29 protein-coding genes are annotated in these 25,966 nt (G+C 27.4%); 28 read left to right on the top strand and 1 reads right to left on the bottom strand.

The window, feature by feature from the left end:
- The first annotated feature begins 455 nt into the window (after positions 1 to 455).
- Complete coding sequence (locus ABCM86_RS06495) at positions 456 to 1,355, top strand: CAP domain-containing protein (RefSeq protein WP_343003712.1); 900 nt, start codon at positions 456 to 458, stop codon at positions 1,353 to 1,355.
- Between the two features lie 385 nt (positions 1,356 to 1,740).
- Here the strand turns inward: ABCM86_RS06495 and ABCM86_RS06490 are convergent, their stop codons facing one another.
- Positions 1,741 to 2,994, bottom strand: coding sequence for a nucleotidyltransferase (locus tag ABCM86_RS06490; RefSeq protein ID WP_295572491.1), 1,254 nt, complete (start codon positions 2,992 to 2,994; stop codon positions 1,741 to 1,743).
- Positions 2,995 to 3,434: 440 nt separating this feature from the next.
- On the opposite strand from ABCM86_RS06490, the gene ABCM86_RS06485 reads away from it, so the two are divergent.
- The 27 genes from ABCM86_RS06485 to ABCM86_RS06355 all read left to right on the top strand — a co-directional run bounded on the left by ABCM86_RS06485 (position 3,435) and on the right by ABCM86_RS06355 (position 25,966).
- Entirely contained in the window at positions 3,435 to 4,631 is a 1,197-nt protein-coding gene (locus tag ABCM86_RS06485; RefSeq protein WP_295733062.1) for an acetate kinase, read from the top strand.
- Between the two features lie 194 nt (positions 4,632 to 4,825).
- Entirely contained in the window at positions 4,826 to 5,356 is a 531-nt protein-coding gene (locus ABCM86_RS06480; RefSeq protein ID WP_343003711.1) for a DUF177 domain-containing protein, read from the top strand.
- Between the two features lie 13 nt (positions 5,357 to 5,369).
- Positions 5,370 to 5,546 carry a 50S ribosomal protein L32 gene (gene rpmF, locus ABCM86_RS06475; RefSeq protein ID WP_007287361.1) on the top strand — a complete coding sequence of 59 codons (177 nt, stop codon included), beginning with the start codon at positions 5,370 to 5,372 and terminating at the stop codon, positions 5,544 to 5,546.
- Positions 5,547 to 5,769: 223 nt separating this feature from the next.
- Entirely contained in the window at positions 5,770 to 6,795 is a 1,026-nt protein-coding gene (plsX, locus tag ABCM86_RS06470) for a phosphate acyltransferase PlsX (protein ID WP_295733060.1), read from the top strand.
- Positions 6,796 to 6,925: 130 nt separating this feature from the next.
- Positions 6,926 to 7,891, top strand: a complete 966-nt coding sequence (spoIIIAA, locus tag ABCM86_RS06465; RefSeq protein WP_343003710.1) for a stage III sporulation protein AA — start codon at positions 6,926 to 6,928, stop codon at positions 7,889 to 7,891.
- Positions 7,881 to 8,402: a stage III sporulation protein AB gene (locus tag ABCM86_RS06460; protein WP_243269585.1), complete on the top strand. Its 522-nt coding sequence runs from the start codon at positions 7,881 to 7,883 to the stop codon at positions 8,400 to 8,402. The genes spoIIIAA and ABCM86_RS06460 overlap by 11 nt, the downstream gene beginning before the upstream one ends.
- 11 nt (positions 8,403 to 8,413) lie before the next feature.
- Entirely contained in the window at positions 8,414 to 8,611 is a 198-nt protein-coding gene (spoIIIAC, locus tag ABCM86_RS06455; RefSeq protein WP_195930813.1) for a stage III sporulation protein AC, read from the top strand.
- 41 nt (positions 8,612 to 8,652) lie between these two features.
- Positions 8,653 to 9,039, top strand: coding sequence for a stage III sporulation protein AD (gene spoIIIAD, locus ABCM86_RS06450; protein WP_195930814.1), 387 nt, complete (start codon positions 8,653 to 8,655; stop codon positions 9,037 to 9,039).
- A 10-nt stretch (positions 9,040 to 9,049) separates the two neighbouring features.
- Positions 9,050 to 10,246, top strand: a complete 1,197-nt coding sequence (gene spoIIIAE / locus ABCM86_RS06445; protein WP_343003709.1) for a stage III sporulation protein AE — start codon at positions 9,050 to 9,052, stop codon at positions 10,244 to 10,246.
- Between the two features lie 47 nt (positions 10,247 to 10,293).
- Positions 10,294 to 10,863, top strand: a complete 570-nt coding sequence (locus ABCM86_RS06440; RefSeq protein WP_295572511.1) for a stage III sporulation protein AF — start codon at positions 10,294 to 10,296, stop codon at positions 10,861 to 10,863.
- A 14-nt stretch (positions 10,864 to 10,877) separates the two neighbouring features.
- Positions 10,878 to 11,450 (top strand): hypothetical protein, encoded by a 573-nt coding sequence (locus ABCM86_RS06435; RefSeq protein ID WP_343003708.1) that lies wholly within the window; start codon positions 10,878 to 10,880, stop codon positions 11,448 to 11,450.
- 31 nt (positions 11,451 to 11,481) lie between these two features.
- Positions 11,482 to 12,183 (top strand): SpoIIIAH-like family protein, encoded by a 702-nt coding sequence (locus tag ABCM86_RS06430; RefSeq protein WP_195930818.1) that lies wholly within the window; start codon positions 11,482 to 11,484, stop codon positions 12,181 to 12,183.
- Between the two features lie 127 nt (positions 12,184 to 12,310).
- On the top strand, positions 12,311 to 12,796 hold the full coding sequence (locus ABCM86_RS06425) for an Asp23/Gls24 family envelope stress response protein (protein ID WP_195930819.1): 486 nt from the start codon (positions 12,311 to 12,313) through the stop codon (positions 12,794 to 12,796).
- Positions 12,797 to 12,874: 78 nt separating this feature from the next.
- A complete protein-coding gene (gene nusB, locus ABCM86_RS06420) occupies positions 12,875 to 13,384 on the top strand; it encodes a transcription antitermination factor NusB (RefSeq protein WP_195930820.1) in 510 nt (169 codons plus the stop codon).
- Complete coding sequence (locus ABCM86_RS06415; RefSeq protein WP_343003707.1) at positions 13,365 to 14,345, top strand: hypothetical protein; 981 nt, start codon at positions 13,365 to 13,367, stop codon at positions 14,343 to 14,345. The genes nusB and ABCM86_RS06415 overlap by 20 nt, the downstream gene beginning before the upstream one ends.
- A 2-nt stretch (positions 14,346 to 14,347) precedes the next feature.
- On the top strand, positions 14,348 to 15,553 hold the full coding sequence (gene xseA / locus ABCM86_RS06410; protein ID WP_343003706.1) for an exodeoxyribonuclease VII large subunit: 1,206 nt from the start codon (positions 14,348 to 14,350) through the stop codon (positions 15,551 to 15,553).
- 2 nt (positions 15,554 to 15,555) lie between these two features.
- Positions 15,556 to 15,771, top strand: a complete 216-nt coding sequence (gene xseB, locus ABCM86_RS06405) for an exodeoxyribonuclease VII small subunit (protein WP_195930823.1) — start codon at positions 15,556 to 15,558, stop codon at positions 15,769 to 15,771.
- Positions 15,772 to 15,773: 2 nt separating this feature from the next.
- The gene (locus tag ABCM86_RS06400; RefSeq protein ID WP_195930824.1) at positions 15,774 to 16,661 is read left to right on the top strand and encodes a polyprenyl synthetase family protein; all 888 of its coding nucleotides are present in this window, start codon (positions 15,774 to 15,776) and stop codon (positions 16,659 to 16,661) included.
- A gap of 24 nt (positions 16,662 to 16,685) precedes the next feature.
- Positions 16,686 to 17,114, top strand: coding sequence for a divergent PAP2 family protein (locus ABCM86_RS06395; protein ID WP_195930825.1), 429 nt, complete (start codon positions 16,686 to 16,688; stop codon positions 17,112 to 17,114).
- Positions 17,115 to 17,300: 186 nt separating this feature from the next.
- On the top strand, positions 17,301 to 18,113 hold the full coding sequence (locus ABCM86_RS06390) for a TlyA family RNA methyltransferase (RefSeq protein WP_295572529.1): 813 nt from the start codon (positions 17,301 to 17,303) through the stop codon (positions 18,111 to 18,113).
- Between the two features lie 32 nt (positions 18,114 to 18,145).
- Positions 18,146 to 19,822 carry a DNA repair protein RecN gene (recN, locus tag ABCM86_RS06385; protein ID WP_343003705.1) on the top strand — a complete coding sequence of 559 codons (1,677 nt, stop codon included), beginning with the start codon at positions 18,146 to 18,148 and terminating at the stop codon, positions 19,820 to 19,822.
- Between the two features lie 143 nt (positions 19,823 to 19,965).
- Positions 19,966 to 20,916: a SpoIVB peptidase S55 domain-containing protein gene (locus ABCM86_RS06380; RefSeq protein ID WP_343003704.1), complete on the top strand. Its 951-nt coding sequence runs from the start codon at positions 19,966 to 19,968 to the stop codon at positions 20,914 to 20,916.
- A 208-nt stretch (positions 20,917 to 21,124) separates the two neighbouring features.
- Positions 21,125 to 21,946, top strand: a complete 822-nt coding sequence (gene spo0A / locus ABCM86_RS06375; RefSeq protein ID WP_343003703.1) for a sporulation transcription factor Spo0A — start codon at positions 21,125 to 21,127, stop codon at positions 21,944 to 21,946.
- A 418-nt stretch (positions 21,947 to 22,364) separates the two neighbouring features.
- Positions 22,365 to 23,480 carry a putative cytokinetic ring protein SteA gene (gene steA, locus ABCM86_RS06370; RefSeq protein ID WP_195930383.1) on the top strand — a complete coding sequence of 372 codons (1,116 nt, stop codon included), beginning with the start codon at positions 22,365 to 22,367 and terminating at the stop codon, positions 23,478 to 23,480.
- 16 nt (positions 23,481 to 23,496) lie between these two features.
- Positions 23,497 to 24,372 (top strand): copper transporter, encoded by an 876-nt coding sequence (locus tag ABCM86_RS06365; protein WP_343003702.1) that lies wholly within the window; start codon positions 23,497 to 23,499, stop codon positions 24,370 to 24,372.
- Between the two features lie 33 nt (positions 24,373 to 24,405).
- On the top strand, positions 24,406 to 25,095 hold the full coding sequence (locus ABCM86_RS06360) for a glycosyltransferase family 2 protein (protein WP_195930387.1): 690 nt from the start codon (positions 24,406 to 24,408) through the stop codon (positions 25,093 to 25,095).
- A 4-nt stretch (positions 25,096 to 25,099) separates the two neighbouring features.
- Positions 25,100 to 25,966 (top strand): hypothetical protein, encoded by an 867-nt coding sequence (locus ABCM86_RS06355; protein ID WP_343003701.1) that lies wholly within the window; start codon positions 25,100 to 25,102, stop codon positions 25,964 to 25,966.

Raw genomic sequence — 25,966 nt, 5'->3', positions numbered from 1 at the left:
ATAATAAATTTACAAATAAAACTTATGAAAGTAAGAGAGTCTGCGCGATGTAGGCTCTCTTATTAATTTATAATAATTATATATATTTAGTTATTTGGGTTAAAATATCAATTTATAACAAGTTAAGGTAGATTAAGAAATTGTAAGGCATTAAGGAACATAGAGGAATTAATTTGACTTTATCTATAAAAATTTAAATGATAAAAAATGAAATAATTTTAATTTAGATTAGCTATTTTCAAGGGATTAAAGTAAATCGATAAAAAATAAAATTAAAAAAATCAAAATTTATATAGGCCATAAAAATTTTATAAAATTTATACTTACATAAATTGACATGAATAAATTATAAATTTCTATGGTACTATGAATAGGCACAAGGGGCTATCATAAATATAAGGTTACAAAATGGTAACAAAATTAGAAAATAAAATAAATAGAATGAGGTGTTTTATATGAATAAAAAATTAAAAAGAATGGCAATCGTAGGAGCAACAGTTTTAATGACTGCATCTAGTGTAGGATTTTCAAACGCAATGTCAGTTAAAAATATAAATCCTATACAATCAACAGGAAAAGTTTATATATGTGTAAATGGTAAAAAATTAAACTTTAACTTTACAGGTATGTCTATATTAGATAGTTTAAAATGGTTTGATCATAATAATTGTCCCAATAAATTTCCTAGTATAGATGACAATGAATCTTCAGATAAAGATGATAATACAACAAATGGAAACCAAAATAATAACAACCAACAAAATAACGGAAATAATCAAAATGGAAATATAGAAAACAATAAACCAGGTAATAACAACCAAAATCAAGGACAAACTGAAAATAAGCCAGGAAGTGGAAATGACCAAAACCAAGGCAACAATAACAACAATCAAGAAAATAACAATAACCAAGGTGGAAATATAGAAAATAATAATCAAAATAATAATAACTCTACAAATACAAGTGATTTTTCAAAAGAACAAGTAGAAGTATTAAATTTAGTTAATAAAGAAAGAGCAGCACAAGGATTAAAACCTCTTACTTTAAACAAAGAGTTATCAAGAGTAGCAACATTAAAATCTAAAGATATGAATGACAAAAATTATTTTGATCATACTTCACCAACTTATGGTTCTCCATTTGACATGATGAAAACTTTTAATATAAGTTATAAAGCTGCAGGAGAAAATATAGCTATGGGTCAAAGAACTCCTAGTGAAGTTATGACAGATTGGATGAATTCTTCAGGACATAGAGCAAATATATTAAACTCTAACTTTACTGAACTAGGTGTAGGTATATACAAAGGTGCTAATGGTACAATTTACTGGACACAAATGTTTATAGGTAAATAATATATTTAAAAAAATAATAGTTAATTATATCAAATCAAATATATTAAATTATAAAACTAAAATGAAAATAACTCCCTTTAAATTAGATATAAGTAAAAAATTCTAATTAAAGGGAGTTATTTTTTTATTTTAAGGAAATTATACATTATATGATTTGTGTATAATTTATAATTTCCAACTTATTAACTTAAGCAACGGAATCTTTGATTCGTTGGCGCCATGAACGAAGTGAATTTTAAGCAACGGAATCTCCGATTCGTTGGCGCCATGAGCGAAGCAAATTTTAAGCAACGGAATCTCCGATTCGTTGGCGCCATGAGCGAAGCAAATTTTAAGCAACGGAATCTCCGATTCGTTGGAGCCATGAGCGAAGCGAATTTTTATATTATTTTATATATTTTGGTGAAGTTATATAATCCATAGGCCCTTTTAATAAGGACTTGTTATATATTAAACTATACATATTAGTAGCTTTAATATCGTAGTTTATTAAAGTGTTAAATATGTCTGAATCTATATGTTTTATTTTTGAAAACTTTGTAATAACTTCTATTTCAGAGTTTTTCTTTATCTCTTTTAGAATTTCACAGCCTTTATCATTAAATGCTAAAACTCTGACATAAGGCATTTCTTTTAAATCTTTAGTTTTTAGAATATCATCTCTTTTTATGCCTAACATTATATTGTTTAATGTTCTAGAAATTTTTGTCATAGTATATCTTTTTGATTTTATTTCGTTTTGCAATTCTTCAATATTTTGGCATTTAAAGATAGAGTTATAAATTTTATTTTCTATACCTTCATTAACTTCAAAATAATCTGTTAGATTATCTTTATCTCTTAAAATTATCGATGAAAGAATTTGATAAAAATCATCGTTATATACAAGGTTTACACCGGAATTAACAGTATCGTTTATTAAATCATAAGTTGGTTTTGGCATAGTGTAGTTTATAGTTTCTAAACTATCTGTTTTTAAGGCATTTCTAATAGCTGAAGCCGAACAAATTGAGTTATTTATATTTAAACTATTGTATCCAGAATTAACTCTATTTATAGTGTATGGTTTAATATTGCTATTTAATTTTAATATGCTTTTTATGTACTCGATTCCCAAAATATTATTAGGTGAATTTAATATTTCTAGCAAAGTTTCTTTTGAAGTATCGTATAATTTATTTTCGCTTATATAATCAAATAAAGCAGATGCTCTAGCTTTTGGGAATGGAAGTCCATCTCCTAAATAACTTTTTAGTTTATTTTTAAATGTAGGTGGTTCATCTATTAAGATTTTGGCAATTATATATAATATATCTATATTTCCGATTTCACTACCAAAACAAACAGAATTTACACAATTTAGTGAATTTAGTAAAGTTATTCCACCGTGAGAAAAAATTTCCGCGCTTTGACATGAATATAAAGTTGGTAATTCCACAACTAAATCAACTCCATTTTTGACTGCCATTTCCGCTCTAGTAAATTTATCCAAAAGTGCAGGAGTACCTCTTTGCATAAAATTTCCGCTCATTACGGCTATCGTGTGTGTAGCATTTGTTAATTTTTTTGATTCATTTAAATGATATAGATGGCCATTATGAAATGGGTTATATTCAACTATTAGACCAAGTAAATTCATAAAACTTTCTCCTTTTTTGTAAATAATATGTTTATTATTTTAATTAATTGAAATAATAATTCAAGAGATATTATCAAAATATGTATTAAAAGTCTATTTAAAAATAAAAATAATAAAAAACTTATAAAATAAAAAATAATAAAAAAATTTATAATACTATAATGAAAATATTGACAAAATGTATTTTTTTTAACCAATAATTCAATAAATATATTATAATAATATAAGAGATAATAAGTACCTTATGTCATTTTGCGTAAAAATAGTATGTACTTTTTTTTGAAAAAGTGATATATTAAGTGGGGTATTTTATTATCCAAAATTGTTACAAAGTAAAAATCTCTATAATTTACCATAACTGAGAGGTTTTTACTTTGTAATAAAAAGTCATGAGGACTTAATACATATTATTATTCATAAAATATTAAGGAGGTTTACTAATGAAAATATTAGTTTTAAACTGTGGTAGTTCTTCATTAAAATATCAATTAATAGATATGGAAAATGAAGCAGTATTATGTATAGGATTAGTTGAAAGAATAGGTATAGAAGGTTCTATACTTACTCAAAAAAAAGACGGTGTAGAAGGTAAATACATCAAAGAACAACAAATGAAAGATCATCAAGATGCTATAAAATTAGTTCTTGAAGGTGTTTTAGATCCAACTTACGGTGGAGTTAAAGACATGAAAGAAATAGACGCTGTAGGACACAGAGTTGTTCACGGTGGAGAAAAATTCGCATCTTCAGTTATAATAACAGAAGAAGTTGAAGAAGCTATGAGAAAATGTAGTGAATTAGCTCCTCTTCACAACCCAGCTAACTTAATGGGAATAGATGCAATAAAAGCTGTACTTCCAGGAGTACCAAATGTAGGTGTATTTGATACTGCATTCCATCAAACAATGCCAGCATCTTCATACTTATATGGTCTTCCATACAGACTATATACTGAATACGGTGTAAGAAGATACGGATTCCACGGAACTTCTCACAAATACGTATCTCAAAGAGCAGCTGAAATGTTAGGAAAAGACATAGCTGACTTAAAAATAATAACTTGTCACTTAGGAAACGGAGCTTCTATAGCTGCTGTTGACGGAGGAAAAGTAGTAGATACTTCTATGGGACTTACTCCACTTGAAGGTTTAATAATGGGAACTAGATGTGGTGATATAGACCCAGCTATAATACCATTCATAATGAAAAAAGAAAACTTAGACGCTGATGGTGTAGATAAATTAATGAATAAAGAATCTGGTGTATACGGAATGACTGGTATATCTTCAGACTTCAGAGATATATGCGATGCTGCTGCTGAAGGAAACCAACAAGCAATAGATGCATTAGATGCTTACCATAAGAGAGTTAAAAAATATATAGGTGCTTACGCTGCTGAAATGAACGGTGTAGACGCTATAGTATTCACTGCTGGTTTAGGTGAAAATGGTATAGACGATAGATTAGCTATAGCTTCTAACTTAGAAGTATTAGGTGTTAAAATGGACGCTGAAGCTAACAACGTAAGAGGAAAAGAAAGAGTTATATCTGCTGCTGACTCTAAAGTTAAAGTATTATTAATACCAACTAACGAAGAATTAATGATAGCTAGAGATACATTAGAATTAGTTAAATAATTATAGTTATATAATTTATCAAAATTGATTATAATATAAATGTTTAAGGTAGGCTAAAACCTACCTTAAATTATGTGTATAGGATTTTTTTTCATAATTAGCATAAAATAGTATTATAACTATCAAGTAAAAATACTTGACAAACATTAATCCTATTTGTATAATAAATTTGGTAATATGTTGAGGTGAAAAATATGATAATTAGTCTTAATGAGTTAAATAAAAGAGAAACTGGTAAAATAGACTTGAATTTTTCGCAAAAAATTGATAATATTAGTTATTGTGATAACACATATACATTGGCTTCACCAATTAATCTAGTTGGTAGAATTTCTAAAAATGCAAAAAATGAAGTTCATCTTCTTGCAGATGTAGATTTCACTATAATAGATAATTGTTCTAGATGTCTAGAACCAGTAGAAGTTCCAATGAGTTATACCATTGATGGTTTCTTAGTTAGCGAAGATTTTGATGAAGATAATTTTGAAGACTATGATGCTTTTATTATTGACACTGATGAAGTGGACTTAGTAAAAATAATAGAACAAACATTAGATTTCAATTTACCACACAAAGTTCTTTGTAACGAAGATTGTGAAGGTCTTTGTCCAGAATGCGGAGCTAATTTAAATAAAGAAACTTGCTCATGTAGCGAAACTGCAAGTGACGAGGATTTTATAGATCCACGTTTTGCTAAATTAAAAGATTTGTTCAAAAATGATTAAGGAGGTGGCTTAAATGGCAGTACCTAAGCGTAAAACAGCTAAATCAAAAACTAAAATGAGAAGAGCGGCTAATTCAAAAATGACAGTTAAAGGATTCGTAGAATGCCCACAATGTCATGATGTTAAATTACCACATAGAGTTTGTCCTTCTTGCGGACACTACAACGGTAAAGAAATCGTAGCTGAATAGTTATATAAAAAAACATGTAGTTTAGACTACATGTTTTTTTTTGCAAAAATATACGTTATAATAATATAGTACAAAATTGTTTAAAAAGATTTATAAAAATAAGAAAATAAATTTATATAAATTATTTAAATACAGTACATTATTTATTGTTAAAATAATTATTATATTATTAAACTATGGAAATAATATATTTTTAATAAAAGATTTATAAAGGGAGGAACATATGAAAATAGTTATAGATGCAATGGGTGGAGATAATGCTCCCCAAGCCACTGTAGAAGGTGCAGTACAAGCTATAAATGAATATGGTATAGATGTAATCCTAACAGGTGACAGAGCCCAAATAGAAAAGGAATTAGAATCAAAGACTTATGATAAAAATAAGCTAGAAATAATACATACTACTGAGATAATTGAAAATGAAGATAAACCAGTAATGGCAGTAAGACGTAAAAAAGATTCTTCTATGGTTGTAGCATTAAACTTAGTAAAAGATAAAAAAGCTGATGCAATAGTATCAGCAGGTAGTACAGGAGCTTTATTAGCAGGTGGTACATTAATCGTAGGTAGAATAAAAGGAATTGATAGACCATGTTTATGCCCAGGCCTTCCTAATATAAAAGGTGGAATAACTCTTCTTGCTGATGGTGGAGCTAATGCAGATTGTAAGCCTAAAAACTTAACACAGTTTGCTTTTATGAGTGATATATATTTAAGAAAAGTTATAGGTTTAGAAAATCCTAGAATAGGTCTTGCAAATATAGGTACAGAAGAAGGTAAAGGTAATGAGCTAGTAAAAGAAGCTTATTATGAATTAAAAGATTTAGATTTAAACTTTGTCGGAAATGTTGAAGCAAGAGATGTAATAAACTCTGTATGTGATGCTTTAATATGTGATGGATTTACAGGAAATACACTTTTAAAATCTTGTGAAGGTGTAGCTATGAGTTTAATGAAATTAATGAAAGATAAATTTATGGAGTCTTTCAAAGGCAAAGTAGGTGCTTTAATGCTTAAAGATAGCTTTAAAGAAATAAAATCTATGATGGACTATACTGAGTACGGTGGAGCGCCACTTTTAGGAGTTAAAGGTGGAGTAATAAAAGCACATGGTAGTTCTAATGCATTTGCTATAAAAAATGCAATCAACCAAGCTATAAAATTCGCAAATGGAAATGTTGTTGAAGATATAGAACAAGTTTTAAAAGAACTATCAGAAAAAGAAAAAGCTCAAGATAAAGAAAACTAAAAATATACTAATTAAAAATCTCTTCTAATTTAATAGAAGGGATTTTTTTTGTATAAAATTACATACACAATAAGAGTAATAATTTTTAATCAAAATAAATATATATTTATAAACAAGAAGGAGGGATATCATGAAACTTTCAGATGAAATTATTAACTCACTATCGATTAATTTGAGAAAAAAGATAAAAAGCATAATAAATGATGAAGTAAATATTGAAGAAATAAGACTTAGAGTAAATAAGCCATTGATAATAAATGGAGACTCCAAGGATTATTTTTATAATGACAAGACAAGTAATTTGGATTTAGAAATGAAAAATCCATATATAGTCACAAAAGAAGATATAGAAGAGACATTTCAAATTATATGTAAATATTCGGTGCATTCTTTTATAGATGATATTAAAAAGGGATTTATAACGCTGAGGGGGGGCCACAGAATAGGAATAGTAGGTAAGGTAATAATAGAAAATGGACAAGTAAAAAATATAAAGCATATTTCATCACTTAATATAAGAATATCTAGAGAAATTAAAGGATGCTCAAAAAAAGTTTTAAAACACGTAATAAAAAATAAAAATCAAATAAACAATACAATAATAATTTCACCACCACAATGTGGTAAAACTACTATTTTAAGAGATATAGTCAGAAATATAAGCAATGGAAATAGAGCATATGGATTTAAGGGAGTAAAAGTAGCATTAATAGACGAAAGAAATGAAATAGGAGGCTCATGTATGGGGATTCCCCAACTAGATGTAGGCATTAGAACTGATATTATGGAAACTTGTCCAAAAGACTTAGGAATCATGATGGTTTTAAGATCTATGTCGCCAGATGTAATTGTAACTGATGAAATAGGCAACGAAAGCGAAATAAAAGCATTATATACGGCTTTAAATGGCGGTGTAAGCTTAATTACAACAGTACATGGGGATTCTATCGAAGATATACAAAATAGAGAGGAATTAAGGCGTCTATTAGATGGAAACTTATTTAAAAAAGCAATCATATTATCTTCGAGAAACGGACCTGGTACAGTAGAAAAAATTTATGATTTGCAGGAAAAGAGATGGTATTTTGGAAATTAAAATAATATTAGTAGGAATGTTAATCGGATGTAGTTATTTAGTAGGAGAAGATATATCTAAAAGATATATAAAAAGACATAAACAACTAAATGATTTAATTAGGGTATTAGAGATAATGAGAATGGATTTAGCTTTTGGAATGTATACATTAGAAGAAATTTTTAGAAATATAGCAGTCAAAGATGAATATGATTTTAGTGAGTTCTTTTTAAAATTTGCAGATGAACTTTCAAAAGAAGATGGAAAAACAATAGAACAGATTTTACAAGATACAATAAATATTTTATATAAAAATACATATTTAAAAGAAAACGAAATTGAAGAATTTAAAAAGTTAATTTTATCTCTTGGTAAAAGTGAAGTAGAATCCCAAGAGAGATTAATAGATTTAACAGTAGAAAATCTAAAGAAGCTAACAATAGAAAGTAAAGAAGATATAAAAAACAAAGGGAATCTCTATAAAAAGCTAATAACATTTAGTGGAATATGTATAGGGATAATTTTAATTTAGGAGATGATAGTATGGATATAACTTTAATATTCAAAGTAGCTGGTGTAGGAATTTTAATATCAGTTTTAAATATGATTTTGACAAAAGTAGATAGAAGTGACTGGGCAACACTTACAACCCTTGCAGGAGTCGTAATTGTTTTGGGGCTTGTGATAGGGGAAATAAGCGATTTATTCAATACTGTTAGAACAATGTTTAAATTATATTAAAAATTTAAGTTACAACAGAAAAATAAAATGGAGGTGGTATTTTGGAAATAATCCAAATCATAGGAATTGCCATAATATCAACCATACTTTGTTTATTCATAAAAAAGGATAGACCGGAATTTGCAAATTTTATAGCTATTACTGCTGGAGTAATTATACTTCTATCTGTAATCTTAAAACTAAATTTTATAGTAGAAGAAATAAATAAACTGGCTGACAGAGCAAATATTCCATCAATGTACATATCTTTAATAATAAAATTAATAGGAATAGCATATATTATGGAGTTTGCAGTGTCACTTTGTAAAGATTGCGGGGAAAACAATATAGCTGCTAAACTCGAGTTCGGTGGAAAAATTATAATTATGAGTATGTCTTTTCCGATACTGCTATCAATAATAGATGCGATAATCGGAATTATACCGTAGGAGAAAGATTATGAAAAATAAATTTAAAATAATATTAATAGCTTTATTTTTTATAATATCTATGAATAATATAAGTTTTGCAAATGAAAATAAAGACAATACAGAGTCAAGTACACAACAATACAAAGTATCAGATGAAACATCACAAAATTATATAAATAGGCAATTAGAAAAAATTAATATAAGTAAGTTGGAAGAAGAACTTAAAGATAATGAAATCTTTAAAAATATAGATTTAAAGCAATTTGCAAAGGATTTAATCAAAGGAGATGCTAAACTTACAGATTTAATAAATACCGAAAATATAAAAAAATTAGTAATAGATCAACTAATAGCAAGTCTAAAAGTAATTACTATGATAATCGTCTTAGCATTATTATCATCAATTCTCAAAAGTCTAGAAGGCTCTTTTTCATCAGGTGAAGTAAGCAAAATTGTAAATTACATAATTTTTATAACTATGGTTACGTTAGTATTAGTCAATTTTAAAGATGTATTATCAATTGCATATATAACAGTAAACAGCATAATAAGCATAGTCAATGTAATTGTACCGATATTATTGACCTTATTAGCAGTAGGGGGTCTTACAACGACATCAGCAACATTATCACCAGTGTTTGTGAGCGGTGTGTCTATAATAAATATGGTATTTAAAAATGTTATTTTTACACTTATAACATTGGCATTTTGCGTACTAGTTATAAATAACCTATCTAAAAACATAAAATTAAAGAGATTTTCAGAATTACTTAAAAAAGCAAATGTAGTAATTGTAGGAGCAGCTTTTACAGTTTACTTAGGTCTTGTATCTATACAAGGGATATATGTTACATCATTTGATAAGTTTGCTGTAAAAAGCGCTAAATTTGCAGTAGGAAGTTTTATACCTGTTATAGGGAGTTTCGTATCAGATTCAGTAGATTTATTGTTATCTTCTTCGATTTTATTAAAAAATATTTTTGGAGCAGTTGGACTTATTTTATTAGTTGGAATTTGCTTTATACCTCTCATAAAGATTTTTTCAATAATTCTAGTATATAAAATAGGTGCTGCAATAGTTGAACCTATAGGAGAGGAAAATATATCTTCCTTTATGGATGAAACATCTAAACTTATGACAGTTATTTTAATTTCTGTATTAGCAGTACTAATAATGTTTTTTGTGACGATAAGTATTTTGACATCACTTAGTATTACTTCATAGATAAAAATTATAAAAAGTTTAATAAAAATATAAATTAATCTAAGGGGGTGGATGAGATTAAAAGTTGGATAATCTGTATCTTAATAGGAGCTTTTATTATAAATATAGTAGATATGGTACTTCCAGAAAGTAAATTAAAACCTTATATTAATTTAGTTTGCAATTTTATATTTATATTTATTGTAATTTCACCAATTGTAGGTTTTTTCTCAAGTGACGAGTCATTTGAAGATAAGATACTAAAATCTATGACTGATTATAACGAAAGATATGTAGAGAGTAATAAAGATTTAGTTGATAATAACAGCAATTTTAACTTGGATAGTGAATACCAGAGCAATTTAAAAGATGTACTAAAAATGAAATTAGATGAATATGGATATGAACTTGAAGATATAGATTTTAATGGAACTGATATAGAAAGTCTTAAAATAAAAGAAAAAAATAATGAAGGAGATTCTAAATTAGAAGAAAATAGTAAAGATAAAGATAGTTCGAGCAAAGACAGCGAAGTTTTTAAAAATAATACGACAAACAAAAGTGAGAATAAAGATAAATTAAAAAACGACTTGATAAAAATCTTGGAAGTATCGATTGATAAAATTGAAATTGATTAATAGGAGCGAGTTTTATGTTTAAAAAAATAAATTTTAATGAAAAGGAAAAGAAAAAATTGATAAGCTTATTAGTTGTAGGTGCGCTATGTGTTGTAAGTCTAGTAGCGCTAAATATAATACAAGGAAAAGAAAAGATAGCTGATGCACAAAAAGAGGAAAATACAACAAAGCAAAGTGAAGAAGCTCAACAAGCTTCTAGTAGTGAAAAAGAAAAAGATGATTTAGAAAAACAGCTTACAGCAATATTAAAAGAGATAAATGGTTCGGGTGATGTATCTGTTATGATTACTTATGATAATAGCGAAGAAATAGAGCCAGCGTATAATTCAAGTGCTACAAAAGAAACTACATCAGAAACAGATTCTTCAGGTGGAGAAAGAACAGTTGAAACATCAAGTGAAAATAAAACACTAGTCACTTCAAATTCTTCTGATCCTATAGTTATAAAGACTAAAGAAGCAAAGATAAAAGGTGTTTTAGTAGTTGCAAGTGGAGCAAAAGATGCTCAAGTAAAACAGACATTATATGAAGCTGTTCAAACAGCACTTCAAATATCAGGACATCAAGTTGAAGTTTATGCTAAATAAATACTTTGCATAAAAAAATAGGGGGGATTTTATGAAATTTAATTATAAAAACAGGGGATTTGTAGTTTTATCATTGAGTTTGATGTTGATTGCAGTAGGTGTAGTTAATTATCAACTTAGCAAAGATTCAACACTTAGTGTTTCAGATGAATTTAAGGCTTATGAACAAGCTCAAATAGATAAAAATTCTCCTGATGATACTACATTAGTAGATAGTATAGATGGCAAAGTAACTACTGATGATAAAGATAAATCTACAGAAACTTCTAATTCTAAAGATAATACTAAAGATACAGCTAAAGAAAATTCAGACGTAGAAAACTTGGCTAAAGAGACAAGCAAAGAAATAGAAGATACGCTAAATTCTAAGGAAAATATAGATAGCGATACATATATAGTAGATATGAAAATGACTAGAGAAAAACAAAGAAATCAACTTACAGAACAACTAAATGAAATAATAAACAATCCATCTACAGCTGATGAAGCAAAAGTAGAAGCATCAAATATGAAGGTTTCAATAGTAAAAAACAGCGATACAGAACTACAAATAGAGAATTTACTTTTAGCGAAAGGATATGATGAAGCAATAGTATTTATAGACGGGGATAAAGCAAATGTTGTCGTAAATATGGAAGAAATTAAACAAAATGATGCGACTAAAATATTTGATATAGTTTCAAATCAATCTGGAATCAGTCGCGAAAATATAAAACTTACAAATAATAGATAATTGATAAATTTTAGAATAAATTGATAAGAATGGGTTTATAATAAAATTAAGCCTTATTTCTTGCAAATTATAAAAGGATTTGATATTATATAATAAATAATAACCTAAGAATAGGGGGTAGTGTGTCATGGAAAATAATAATTTAGGACAAGTTAAAATATCAAACGAAGTGATAGTTACTATAGCTGGATTAGCAGCTTTAGAAGTTGAAAATGTAGAAACAATAACTACAATAACAGATAAACTACTTAAGAATAATGGTGTAAAAATTCAAATAGATGAAGAACAAATAATATTAGATATTTATGTTAATATCGAATTTGGAGAATCTATACCAGATACAGCTTTCAAAATACAAGAAAATGTTAAGAATACTGTAGAGACAATGACTGGACTAGAAGTATCTACTGTAAATGTACATGTACAAGGAATTACTTTCTATAAAGAAAAAGCAGAAAAAGAAGAAGCAAAAGCTCATAAAAGAGAAGAGGCTAAATTAGCTAAAGCTGCAAAAAAAGAAGAAGCTAGATTAGCAAAAGAAGCTAAAAAAGCATCAAAATCTGAAGAAAATGATGAAAATGACGAAGACGATGAAATAACAATAGCAGAGTAAGCAATAAAAACCCTCTGAAAAATCAGAGGGTTTTTTTATTGCAATATAGTGTATAATAAGTCTGAAGGAGGATTAAATATGAAAAACATAAGAGCAAAAAGAGAGACAAGTAGAGAATATTTAATGAAATTAATGTATCAAACATATATATCAAACGGAGATATAACTGATTTAGAAAATGAAATGGAAGAATTCTTACAAAACAACAAAGAATACATAGTAAGTAGATATAAAGAATTAGTTTTAACTTATTCAGACAAAGATGTAGACTTTGAAGGACTTTCATTAGAAAAATGTGTTGATAGAGTTTACTTAAATGAAATGTGTGATATTTTAAGATTCAAAATTGATTATATAAATGAACTTATAGAAAACAACGCGAAAAACTGGTCTATAAATAGATTTTCAAAAATAGACTTAGCAATATTACAAATAGCAATAGCTGAAATATTATCTGATTTAAATATACCAGATAGAGTTTCTATAAACGAAGCTATAGATTTAGCAAAAATGTATTGTGAAGCAAAAACACCTAAATTTATAAACGGAATTTTAGGAAGTGTTGTAAATGAGATCAAGGAGAGATAACATTGTAATAGGAATAGATACTAGCTGCTATACAACTTCTATAGCAGCTATCTCTTTAAATAAGGATATAATTTTAAGTGAAAAAATAATGCTTAAAGTTGACAAAGATTCAAAAGGGCTTAGACAAAGTGAAGGTGTTTTTCAACATATATCTAATATAGGAATATTAAGTGAGAATATAAGTGAAAAGTTAAAAAACTACAATATAGTTGGAGTGTGTGCCTCTGAAAAACCAAGACCAATAGATGGCTCTTATATGCCAGTTTTTACAGTAGGGCTAAATGCAGGAAAATTAATTAGTGCAACACATAATTGTCCTTTTTTCGAGACAACACATCAAGAAAATCATATAAAATCTAGTTTATTAGGGAAAAATCTATTAAACGAAAATAGATTTTTGGCAGTTCATATGTCTGGAGGAACTACAGAAATAGTATTAGTAAATAAAAATGAATACAACGATTATGAATTTGAAATTATCGGTGGAACAAAAGATATAAGTTTTGGACAACTAATAGATAGACTAGGTGTAAAATTTTCTTATAATTTCCCATGTGGTAAGTATATAGACGAAAATGCATTAAAATCCGATATAAAAATAGAAAATGGATTGAAAACTAGTGTAAAAGACGGATATATGAACTTATCTGGATTAGAAAATCAATTAAATAAAATAATGGAAAATGATGATAATATAGATAAATATTACTTATCAAAACTACTTATGGATACTATAGTGAGATGTATGCTAAAATCACTTAAATATCTATGTGAAAAATATGAAGCTTACGAAGTAGTATTTGCAGGCGGTGTATCTGCAAGTAAATATATATCTAAAAATTTAACTCAGAAATTGAAAAAGTATAATGTAAAAGCTTATTTTACAGAGTCTCACTTAGCTACAGATAATGCTGTAGGTTGTGCTTTGATAGGAATTGAAAATTTAAATTTAGGAGAATAAATATGAAAATAAGGGCTTTAGACGTAAGTGAAGCAAATTCGTATATAAAAAGAATTTTGATAAATGACCCGATACTGTGCAACTTAAAAATTAAAGGAGAAATTTCAAATTTTAAAGTTCATAGTAGCGGCAATGTGTATTTATCGCTAAAGGATCAAAATTCAAAAATTAATTGTGTTATTTTTAGAAATGACTACGATAGAAATTTAAATTTAGAAAATGGAACAAAAGTAATAGCAAGTGGATATATTTCAGTTTATGAAAGAGATGGTTCTTATCAACTATACATAGAACATATAGAAATAGCAGGGATAGGAAACCTATATATTGAATTTAATAAATTAAAAGAAAAATTGCAAAAAGAAGGTTTGTTTGATTATAAATATAAAAAGCCAATACCTAAAATACCAAAATCTATAGGTGTAGTAACTTCGCCAACAGGAGCAGTAATTAGAGATATAATAAACGTGACAAAAAGGAGATATCCAAAAGTTCATATAAAATTATATCCAGTAAAAGTCCAAGGTGAGGGTGCAAAAGATGAGATATGCGAAGGTATAAGATTTTTCAATGAGATTCACAAAGTCGATACGATAATTATCGGTAGAGGCGGTGGTTCTATAGAAGATTTATGGGCATTTAATGAAGAAGAAGTGGCCAGATGTGTATTTGAATCAAAAATACCTATTATATCTGCTGTAGGACACGAGATAGATTTTACAATATGTGATTTTGTATCAGATATGAGAGCGCCTACACCATCAGCTGCTGCAGAAATTGCAACACCAAATGTAGATGATTTATATTTCAAATTAGAAAATATAAAAAGCAGGATGAATAAATCGTTGACTAATATAGTTAATTATGACGAACAAAAACTTAAATATACATTTAATAGAATTAATACTATTTTAAATGATTATATTATAAGTGATAAAATTTATGATTTAGATAAGATTATAGAAAAGTTAAACAATAATATAGAAACTAAAATAAATAAAGAAGAAATGAACTTAAAAAATTTAGGTTCTTTACTTCATAATTTAAGCCCATTAAGAACATTAGATAGAGGATATAGTATAATAAATAAAGAAGATGTAGTTGTGAATAGTGTTTTAAAAGTATCAGAAAACGATGAAATAGAAGTAGTTTTATCTGATGGAAGTTTAGATTGCACTGTAAATAAAATTAATAAAAAAGAGGTATAAAAATGGAACTTACATATGAACAAGCTTACTCAAAGTTAGAAGAAATTTTAAATAAACTTGAAACAAACAATGCGTCACTAGATGAATCATTAAAACTTTATGAAGAGGGTATAAAACTCTATGCTACATGTAATAAATTACTTGATAAAGCGAAATTTAAGATAAGCAAATTTAATGAAGATCAAGAGCTAGAAGATTTCGACTTAGAGGAGGAATAAAAATGGCATTTAAAGAAAATTTAAATACAAAATCTGCATATATAGAGGATTTGTTAAAAGAGTATATGCCAAAAGAAGAGGGATACCAAAAAACGATTTTTGAAGCTATGAATTACAGTTTAAGTGCTGGAGGAAAAAGATTAAGACCGATACTTACTCTAGAAGCTACAAAAATTGTAGGAGGAGATGAAAAAGAAGCTGTACCATTTGCTATGGCGATAGAGATGATACATACATATTCATTAATCCATGATGACCTGCCAGCTATGGATAACGATGATTTTAGAAGGGGAAAACCTACTAATCACAAAGTATTTGGAGATGCAATGGCGACTTTAGCTGGTGACGCTCTTTTAAATTATGCTTTCGAGATAATGCTTAAAGAATCAATAGGAAAATCAAATCCAGATAGAAGGCTAAAAGCTATCTATGAAATTGCAAGAGGCGCTGGAATATATGGTATGATAGGCGGACAAGTTGTAGATATAGAAAGCGAAGATAAATCAATAGAAAAAGAGAAACTAGATTTTATACATATGAATAAAACAGCTGCTATGATTGTAGGATGTATGAGAGCGGGCGCAATTATAGGAGATGCAACAGAAGAAGATTTACAAAATATAACTAGATATGCCAAAAATATAGGTTTGGCTTTTCAAATAGTAGATGATATCTTAGATATAGTTGGAGACGAAAAAATATTAGGAAAACCTGTAGGAAGTGATTTAGAAAACCATAAATCTACATATCCTACTTTAATAGGTCTTGAAAAATCAAGAAAAGTAGCAAAAGATTTAATAGAAGAGGCAAAAGATAGTATAAGAAAAATATCAGGGGATTTCAGCTTTTTAGAAGGTTTAGCTGACTATATAATTTCTAGAGACCACTAATCTAAAGTATATTTAGGAGGAAATATGACAGACATTTTTCAAAATAGAATTTTACTTATTAGTATATTTTCTTGTTTTTTAGCACAATTTATAAAAATATTTACGGGAAAAGAAAAAAGAATTGACTTTAAAAGAATTATAATTTCAGGAGGCATGCCTAGTTCGCATAGTTCATTTGTAACATCATTAGCTATGCTTGTGGGATTTGATAAAGGATTTGCATCTACTGAATTTGCAATAACAGCAGTATTTGCAATTATTGTAATGTATGATGCTTCTGGAGTTAGAAGAGCTGTCGGAAAACAAGCTGAGATTTTAAATCAAATAGTAGACGACTTTTTCCACGGGAAATTTGACCAACATAAAAAGCTAAAAGAATTAGTTGGACACACGCCAAAAGAAGTTTTATTTGGAGCTTTATTAGGAATAATAATAGGGATAGTGATGTCTTAGTAAAACAAAATTTAAGAGATTTCTTAAATTGAAAAAAAAATAATAATATGATATAATTCTAATGTTTAAAATATTGATAGAAAGAATATACTTTATTTAAAAGAGTATATTCTTTTTTTAGCAATAAAATATGATTTAAGACAAAATAAAAAGAAATTTATTATAAAATAAATGAAAGGTAATTTTATGAAGAAAAGAATAGATGTTTTATTAGTTGAACAAGGATTTTTTGAGAGTAGAGAAAAAGCAAAAAGATCTATAATGGCTGGATTAGTATTTGTAAATAATCAAAAATGCGACAAAGCAGGTACAGAAGTAAATACTGATGCCAAAATAGAAGTAAAAGGAAATCCAATACCTTATGTAAGTAGAGGTGGATTAAAATTAGAAAAAGCAATGAAAAACTTTGATATAACTTTACAAGATAAAGTTTGTATGGATATAGGTGCATCGACTGGTGGATTTACTGACTGTATGCTTCAAAATGGAGCTAGAAAAGTATTTTCAATAGATGTAGGATATGGGCAATTAGCTTGGAAATTAAGACAAGACGAGAGAGTTGTCTGCATGGAAAGAACTAATATAAGATATGTAACAATAGAAGACACTAAAGAATTTGCAGATTTTGCATCTATAGATGTATCATTTATATCTTTAAAATTAGTACTTCCAGTTGCACATAACTTAATTAGCCCAGGTGGAGAAATCGTAGCACTTATAAAACCTCAATTCGAAGCAGGTAAAGATAAAGTAGGTAAAAAAGGTGTAGTTAGAGAAAAATCAACACATATAGAAGTAATCGAAATGGTTTCAAAATTTGCTGTAGAAACTGGATTCTCTATATTAAACCTAGATTATTCACCTATTAAAGGACCAGAAGGTAATATAGAATACCTTATTCACTTAAAAAACAGCAATGAAGGTTATACATTTAATGAAGAAGACTATAAAGAAAAAGTAATTAAAGTTGTGGAAGATTCACACAAATTAAATCATTAATCAAAAATTAGTCGAGAAAGAGGGGGTTTACTATGATCCTTGAAATGTATATGAAAAATTGCGCTTTAATTGAGGAGTCTAGACTAACTATAAATAACGGTTTAAATATATTAACAGGGGAAACAGGAGCAGGAAAATCTATAATTATTGAAGCACTTGGTTTATGTCTTGGAGAAAAATACGACAGGTCCTTTTTAAGAAAGGGCACTGATAAAGGTATTTGTGAAATAGTAGTTTCATCACAAAGCTCCAATTTAAAAGAAGTCTTAGATAAATATGATATTGATTATGAAGACAATCAAATTATAATTACTAGAGTTATGTATGCAGACGGAAAGAGTGTAGCAAGAATAAATGGACGAACTGTCAAGATTTCAATACTTAAAGAAGTTGCATGTACAATAGTTGATTTACATAGCCAACATCAAAATCAGCTTCTATTTAATAAAGATACACATATTAAATTTTTAGATTTATTTGGAGAAAAAGACATTGAACCTTTAAAATCTAATTATAAAGAATCATACAACAAATTTAATAAAATAAAAAAAGAGTTAAATGATTTAAATGAAAATAAAGATGAGATGGAAATTCAAAGAGAAATTGATTTAATAAAATTTCAAATTAATGAAATCGATGAAGCTAATTTAAATGAAGAAGAATACGACGCTCTAAAAGCTCAACGAGAACTATGTAGAAATAGTGAAAAGATATATAATAATTTAAGCCTTTCATATCAAAAATTATATGAAGGGGATGTAAACGCCGTTGACTTAATAGGAATGGCAGCAAAAGAGCTAGCTGATATTGCTTCTTATGACAAGAATATAAGCGAATATAGTGAAAATATAGAGAGAATTATGTACGAACTTCAAGATATTTCTAGGGAAATCAGAGACTATAAAGAAAATATAAGTTTTAATCCTTATGAGATGGAAGAAATCGAACAGAGAATAGACCAAATTAACAACTTAAGAAGAAAATATGGAAGTTCTGTAACAGAAATATTTGAATATAGACAAAAAATACAAGATAGATTAGATGAAATTTTAAATAGAGATGAAAAAGTTGCATCCTTAAAATTAGAACTAGAAAAGTTAGAATCTGTTCTTTACGATAAAGCTAAGCAAATAAGTAAAGCAAGACAAGATGTAGCTATACAACTACAAGATGTTTTAATAAAAGAGCTTTACAGCTTAAATATGAAAAATGTATCATTCCAAGTTGATTTTAAAGAAATAGCATTTAATCAAAATGGATGTGATGATGTAGAATTTATGGCATCATTCAACTTAGGAGAAGATATAAAGCCAATATATAAAGTAGCATCTGGTGGAGAAATGTCTAGATTTATGCTCGCATTTAAAACAATACTAGCAGATATAGATGAAATAGATACATTAGTATTTGACGAAATAGATACAGGTATAAGTGGTATAGCAGCTCAAATTGTAGGAGAAAAATTATCTAAAATAGGTAAGAAAAAACAAGTTATATGTATAACACATCTTCCTCAAATAGCGGCTAATGGACATACTCATTATAGAATCGAAAAAAATACATCTAACGATAGAACATATACAAATATAAAAGAATTGACATTTGATGAGAGAATAGATGAAATTGCTAGATTAATAGCAGGGAATAATATAACTGAAAAGACTATTGAGCATGCTCATGAAATAATTGAACTAGCTCAATTGAATTAATATATAAGGTCTCTATTAATTTAAAATAGGGATCTTTTTTAAAATTAATGAATAAATAATAAAAAAATACAAAAGATAATATATGCTATTGTGAATTAGAGGTGATTTATATAAAAAGGATATATTTAATTGTATTTATATTATTGTTCAGTATTATAATACTACATAACAAAAAAACTGAAGTAGTAGCAAATTTTTTTGAAAGTAAAAAATATGTATATGTATTGGGAGATATTGTCGGCATTAACGCAAAAACAGATGGAGTTTTAGTTTTAGCAAATGAAGAAGAAAATATAGAATACATAGATAAATTAAGAGAAGGCGACAATATTTTATATATAGAAGATACAAAAATAAACTCCAGCCAAGATGTATACGATATTTTAAATAAATTAAAAAAAAATAAAGTAAACATAAAATTAGAGCGTAATGGTAAAATAATTACGAAATCCATAAAAACTAAACATGAAAATGGAATATATAAATTGGGCTTTTGGGTTAGAGATAATGTGTCAGGTATTGGTACAATGACATGTTATGACCCACAAAAAAATCTATTTTATGCTATTGGTCATCCTATTTATGACATAGATACTAAAAAACAATTAAAAATAAAAGAAGGAAATATCTCGAGTATATCAAATTTAGAAATTATAAAAAGTAATTCGGGCAAAGTAGGGTATATAAAAGGAGATTTTGACAATAAAGAGATAATTGGAAGTTTTTTAGAAAACTCTAACTACGGTATAGAGGGAAAAATAAATCAAAATTTATCTTATAAATATCAAAAAAAGAAGATGGAAGTAGCCAAATTTAAAGATATAAAATTAGGAAAAGCTGAAGTATTATTTCAATCAGATGATAATAAAGTAGAATCTTACGATATTTTAATCAACAATATAGATAAACAAAGTAAAACTTTGGAGATTGAGATAATAGATAAGGATTTAATAGACTATACTGGTGGTATAATACAAGGCATGAGTGGCGCTCCAATCGTACAAAACAACAAATTAATTGGAAGTATTACATATGTTTTGAAAAATAACCCAAAAAAAGGATTTGGAATTTTTATAGGAGCAATGATAAAATAGGGAAAATAAAACAAATTTAAATTTAAATGAAGGAAAACAATTTTATAATGTCGAATAGCTTAGTATACTCGATTACGAGAAAATTATTTTCAAAGTATTATACTAAAAAAAATTTTAGGTAGTATATTTACTTTTTCTCAAAGATGAAAAATTTAAATATAATTAAGGAAATTTATATTATAATAATATATTAATGGGGGGAATTACAATGAAAGATAAAATAAAAATAGTTTTAGCTGATGATAATAAAGATTTTTGCCAAGTATTGAAAGAATATCTGTCTAATGAAGATGATATAGAAATTTTGGGAATAGCAAAAGATGGAGTAGAAGCTTTAGAATTAGTTAAGGCAAAACAGCCAGATTTATTAGTATTAGACGTAATAATGCCACATTTAGACGGATTAGGTGTTATAGAAAAACTAAATGCTATGAATTTAGATAAAATGCCAAAAATAATAGTACTATCAGCAGTAGGACAAGACAAAATAACACAAACAGCTATTAACTTAGGTGCTGATTATTACATAGTAAAACCATTTGACTTTGTGGTATTTATAAACAGAATAAGAGAATTAGTTTTAAATAAACCTGTAGTATCTCAAGCTAAAGCATCTAAAGCTGTTACTGAACTGCAAATGAGCAGAACAAATGAATATCAACAACCGGGTGCAGGAAATATAGAAGCAGAAATAACTAACATAATACACGAAATAGGAGTACCAGCTCATATCAAAGGATATTTATATTTAAGAGAAGCTATAAAAATGGTTATAGACAATGTTGAATTATTAGGAGCTGTTACAAAAGAGTTATATCCAAGTATAGCTAAAGAATTTAACACAACTCCAAGTAGAGTTGAAAGAGCTATAAGACATGCTATAGAGGTTGCATGGAGTAGAGGAAAGGTTGATACTATAAATCAATTATTTGGATATACTGTACATACAACTAAAGGAAAACCTACAAATTCAGAATTTATAGCTATGATTGCAGATAAATTAAGATTAGAGCATAGTATAGTTAAGTAAGAAAAAAGCCTTCTAGATATATAGAAGGCTTTTTTAAGGCTTAATTTAATAAAAATAAATTAGATATTTTTATAAACTTTTAAAAACATAACGATTAGTTTTTTATACATTGTAAATAAATATTGAATATTTGACAATATTTGATAAAATTAATAGGGGAAAATACACATATAAAACTTACATATTCTTAAAATAATAGATATGTATATTTCAAAATGTAGTAATATGTTAAAATTTATATTAGAATAAGTGAAGTACAAAGTGTTGATAGACTATAACATATTTAATTTTGCAAGTATTAAATACAAATTTACTTGTTTTATTAGGTAGTTAACGGGCTCTTTCGCCAAAATATTTATTTTGAGTGAAAATAATGGTATAATATTTTAAGATTTAAAAATTTACGGAGGTTAATGAAATGAGAGTCGAAGCCCCAATTAAGGTAGACAGAAAGACAAAAAAGCTTGCAAAAAGACTTTCTGCTGGAGAAATTGCTGTTATAAATCATATAGACATAGATGAAGTCGCAGCAAACTCTTTAGTTGAACGTAAAATAAAACTTGTTATTAATGCAGCTCCTTCAATAAGTGGTAGATATCCTAATAAGGGACCAAAAATACTTATAGATAATAATATTCTGATTATAGATAATGTAGGAGAAAATGTATTTGAAGAATTAAAAGAAGGACAAGTTATAGAAGTAAACAACGGACAAATCTATAGAGATGGTCAATTTATAGGCTCAGGCGAAGTTATGGACAAATCTGTTGTTGAAAAAAGAACACAAATTGCATATGAAAATATGTCGGTAGAATTAGATAGATTTATAGATAATACTATAGAATATGCAAAGCGTGAAAAAGGATTTATATTAGGAGAAACTGAAATTCCTAAAATGACTACAAACTACAAAGATAGACATGTTTTAGTAGTTGTAAGAGGACAAGACTATAAAGAAGATTTAGCTACAATTAAATCGTATATAGAAGAAATGAAGCCTATACTTGTAGGGGTTGATGGTGGTGCAGATGCACTTCTTGAATGCGGATACAACCCAGATGTAATCGTAGGTGATATGGATAGTGTTACGGATGAAGCTCTAAAAAAAGCTAAAGAAATAGTAGTTCATGCATATGTAGACGGTAGAGCACCAGGACTAAAAAGAGTACAAGACTTAGGTTTAGATGCTGTAGTGTTCCCAGCGCCGGGAACAAGTGAGGATATTGCTATGCTTACTGCATATGAATATGGTGCAGAATTAATCGTAGCATTAGGATCACATTCTAATATGATAGACTTCTTAGAAAAAGGAAGAAAAGGAATGGCTTCTACATTCTTAGTTAGATTAAAAATAGGAGCAAAACTTATAGATGCAAAAGGAGTCAATTTACTTTATAAGAGTAAACTAAAAATGAAATATATATGGGCCTTAGTAATAACAGCTATATTCCCTGTTATAATAATTGCTTATTTATCTCCAACTGTACAACAACTTATTAAATTACTACAATTAAAAATGAAACTAAACATGTAAAATAGGAGGACTAAATATGAATATAAATATGAAATACTACATCGTAACTATAGGCTCTATATTTTTAGCATTAGGTATAGGAATTATAGTAGGTTTCAATTTAAATTACGACCAAGAATTAAGTAAACAACAAAGTGAGGTTTTATCAGAATTTGAAGATAGATTTGACTCTTTAAATCAAGAAAAAGCAGATTTAAATACTCAAATTGAAGATTTAACTAAAGAACAAGAAAAATTAACATCTTATATATCGCAAAATTATAATCTTTTAATTACAAATGCATTAACAGATAGAAATACTGGAATAATAATTACTAATGAGAAAAATGATTATAGTGAAGATATAGAAAACTTAATAAAAGATGCAGATGGTCATTTAGCATTTAATATAGTAGTAAGAGATACTATAGAAGATGAAAAAAAATTAAAAACTTTATCAAATGATATAGATAAAGAAATAAAAACATCTCAAGATTGTATAAACTATATAATGGACTGTTTAAATGGTGATAATGCACAAAAAGATTTAGAAAAATTACAAGAATTAGAGTTAATAGAAATCAAATCTTTAAGCGATGATTATGCTTCATACGATTCTGCAATTTTAGTAGGAGAAAATGAAGACGAAAACATGCAAAAAACATTTGAAGTAAAAGAAAAAAATATTATATCTAAATTAAAATCAGAGAAAAAATATTTAGTAGCTGTTCAAAGAGAAGCTAGCAACTCAAAATTTTTAAAATTATGCTCAGATTCAAAAATATCAACTATAGATAATATCGATTCTGAAATCGGAAAAATATCTTTAAGTATGTTAATAAAAGATGAAAGCATCGTAGGAAACTATGGAACAGGAGAAAATGTTACTGATTTAATGCCATTTTCAAAATAATAAAACTTACAAAAGTTATTAAGGAGATGTAAGATGAGCTATATAAGTATAATAATACCAGCTTATAACGAAGAAAATAAAATAAAAGATACTCTAGAAAGTATAAAAGATATTAAAGAAATAGACGAAATTATAGTAGTAGATGATGGCTCTAGTGATAAGACATCAGAAGTTGCAAAAAGTGTAGAAAGTCAAAAGATAAATGTAATAACACAAAGCAAAAATAGAGGTAAAGGATATGCTTTAAATAATGGTCTAAGAGAAGCCATGAAAAGAGCAGATATAATAGGATTTTTAGATGGAGACTTAGGAAATACTGCAAGTGAAGTTGAAAAGCTAATAATACCTATTATAAATAATGAGTGCGATGTTACTATAGCTAAATTCCCTCCAGCTAAGAAAAAGGGAGGTCTAGGATTTGTAAAAAATCTAGCGAAAAACTCCGTCTATGAAATGACAGGAGTGGAGCTTACTTCAACTTTATCAGGTCAAAGAATATTCAAAAAAGAAGTTCTTGAAATATTTGATGAAATACCATTTGGATATGGTGTAGAAGTAGGTATGACAATAGACATATTAAAACACAATTTCAAAATAAAAGAGATATTAGTAAATATGACTCACTCAGAGACAGGAAGAGACTTAAAAGGATTTATCCACAGAGGTAAACAATTCTATCACATTAAAAAAGTTGTAAGACAAAAGAAAAAAGAGTGGAGGTAGTTTTATGACACAATATATTTTTCATACAATACTATTTGTGTTAGGTTTTTTAGGAACATATTTTATGATACCTCTTTTTAAAAGTATGTTAGTTAACTCAAATGTAATTAGACCTAATTATAAAAATGAAATGATCCCTGTTGGAATGGGTATAGTATTTTTACCTATGATGATAATAAACAGTATAATATTAGGATATATAACTATGAATACAATATGGGCTGTAGGTAGTACAAGTTATTTAAATATGAATACAGTATGGCTTTTATGTTTAGCATTATATATATTCTCTATGGTATGTATGTTCTTTGCAGGTGCATTAGACGACTTAATTGGAAACAGAAGTGTAAGTGGATTAAAAGGTCACTTTAAAAGTTTATTAAAAGGTGAACTTACTACTGGTGGATTTAAAGCTTTATTTGGAGGATTTGTAGGATTAGTTGTTTCTGTATGTATTTCAAATGATATAGTAGATATAATTGTAAATACATTAATCATAGCACTTTCTACAAACTTAATGAATTTATTTGATTTAAGACCGGGAAGAGCTATAAAAGCATATTTAGTAATAATGATACCTATATATATAACATTAACAGGATATATAAAAGCATTACCACTTCTTATACTTCCAAACGTATTAGCATACTTTAATACTGATTTAAAAGCTAGAGGTATGATGGGAGATACAGGTTCAAATGTTTTAGGAATATCAATAGGTGTTTTAATGGCATTTGGATATGGAATAAAAGTTAGAGTTGCATGGTTAGTATTTTTAGTGCTTATGCATTTAATTACTGAAAAATTCTCTCTTACAAAAATTATAGAAAAAAATAAAGTATTAAAATTCATAGATGACTTGGGAAGGTAA

The organism is Clostridium sp. 2218st1_F5_2218SCRN_220325, assembly GCF_039062665.1.
In the GTDB taxonomy this organism is placed as follows: Bacteria; Bacillota; Clostridia; order Peptostreptococcales; family Peptostreptococcaceae; genus Intestinibacter.
The sequence above is the reverse complement of the archived record's forward strand: the minus strand, read 5'-3'. Positions and strand labels throughout refer to the sequence as shown.

Coding starts and splice junctions, on each gene's coding strand:
- ABCM86_RS06490 (WP_295572491.1), bottom strand. CDS start 2,994: ATGAATTTACTTGGTCTAATAGTTGAATATAACCCATTTCATAATGGC.
- nusB (WP_195930820.1), top strand. CDS start 12,875: ATGAAAAACATAAGAGCAAAAAGAGAGACAAGTAGAGAATATTTAATG.
- ABCM86_RS06365 (WP_343003702.1), top strand. CDS start 23,497: ATGAATATAAATATGAAATACTACATCGTAACTATAGGCTCTATATTT.
- spoIIIAE (WP_343003709.1), top strand. CDS start 9,050: ATGAAAAATAAATTTAAAATAATATTAATAGCTTTATTTTTTATAATA.
- plsX (WP_295733060.1), top strand. CDS start 5,770: ATGAAAATAGTTATAGATGCAATGGGTGGAGATAATGCTCCCCAAGCC.
- ABCM86_RS06390 (WP_295572529.1), top strand. CDS start 17,301: ATGAAGAAAAGAATAGATGTTTTATTAGTTGAACAAGGATTTTTTGAG.
- ABCM86_RS06485 (WP_295733062.1), top strand. CDS start 3,435: ATGAAAATATTAGTTTTAAACTGTGGTAGTTCTTCATTAAAATATCAA.
- ABCM86_RS06400 (WP_195930824.1), top strand. CDS start 15,774: ATGGCATTTAAAGAAAATTTAAATACAAAATCTGCATATATAGAGGAT.
- ABCM86_RS06360 (WP_195930387.1), top strand. CDS start 24,406: ATGAGCTATATAAGTATAATAATACCAGCTTATAACGAAGAAAATAAA.
- spoIIIAA (WP_343003710.1), top strand. CDS start 6,926: ATGAAACTTTCAGATGAAATTATTAACTCACTATCGATTAATTTGAGA.
- spo0A (WP_343003703.1), top strand. CDS start 21,125: ATGAAAGATAAAATAAAAATAGTTTTAGCTGATGATAATAAAGATTTT.
- ABCM86_RS06425 (WP_195930819.1), top strand. CDS start 12,311: ATGGAAAATAATAATTTAGGACAAGTTAAAATATCAAACGAAGTGATA.
- ABCM86_RS06430 (WP_195930818.1), top strand. CDS start 11,482: ATGAAATTTAATTATAAAAACAGGGGATTTGTAGTTTTATCATTGAGT.
- recN (WP_343003705.1), top strand. CDS start 18,146: ATGATCCTTGAAATGTATATGAAAAATTGCGCTTTAATTGAGGAGTCT.
- ABCM86_RS06435 (WP_343003708.1), top strand. CDS start 10,878: ATGTTTAAAAAAATAAATTTTAATGAAAAGGAAAAGAAAAAATTGATA.
- steA (WP_195930383.1), top strand. CDS start 22,365: ATGAGAGTCGAAGCCCCAATTAAGGTAGACAGAAAGACAAAAAAGCTT.
- rpmF (WP_007287361.1), top strand. CDS start 5,370: ATGGCAGTACCTAAGCGTAAAACAGCTAAATCAAAAACTAAAATGAGA.
- ABCM86_RS06415 (WP_343003707.1), top strand. CDS start 13,365: ATGAGATCAAGGAGAGATAACATTGTAATAGGAATAGATACTAGCTGC.
- xseB (WP_195930823.1), top strand. CDS start 15,556: ATGGAACTTACATATGAACAAGCTTACTCAAAGTTAGAAGAAATTTTA.
- ABCM86_RS06480 (WP_343003711.1), top strand. CDS start 4,826: ATGATAATTAGTCTTAATGAGTTAAATAAAAGAGAAACTGGTAAAATA.
- xseA (WP_343003706.1), top strand. CDS start 14,348: ATGAAAATAAGGGCTTTAGACGTAAGTGAAGCAAATTCGTATATAAAA.
- spoIIIAC (WP_195930813.1), top strand. CDS start 8,414: ATGGATATAACTTTAATATTCAAAGTAGCTGGTGTAGGAATTTTAATA.
- ABCM86_RS06395 (WP_195930825.1), top strand. CDS start 16,686: ATGACAGACATTTTTCAAAATAGAATTTTACTTATTAGTATATTTTCT.
- ABCM86_RS06495 (WP_343003712.1), top strand. CDS start 456: ATGAATAAAAAATTAAAAAGAATGGCAATCGTAGGAGCAACAGTTTTA.
- ABCM86_RS06355 (WP_343003701.1), top strand. CDS start 25,100: ATGACACAATATATTTTTCATACAATACTATTTGTGTTAGGTTTTTTA.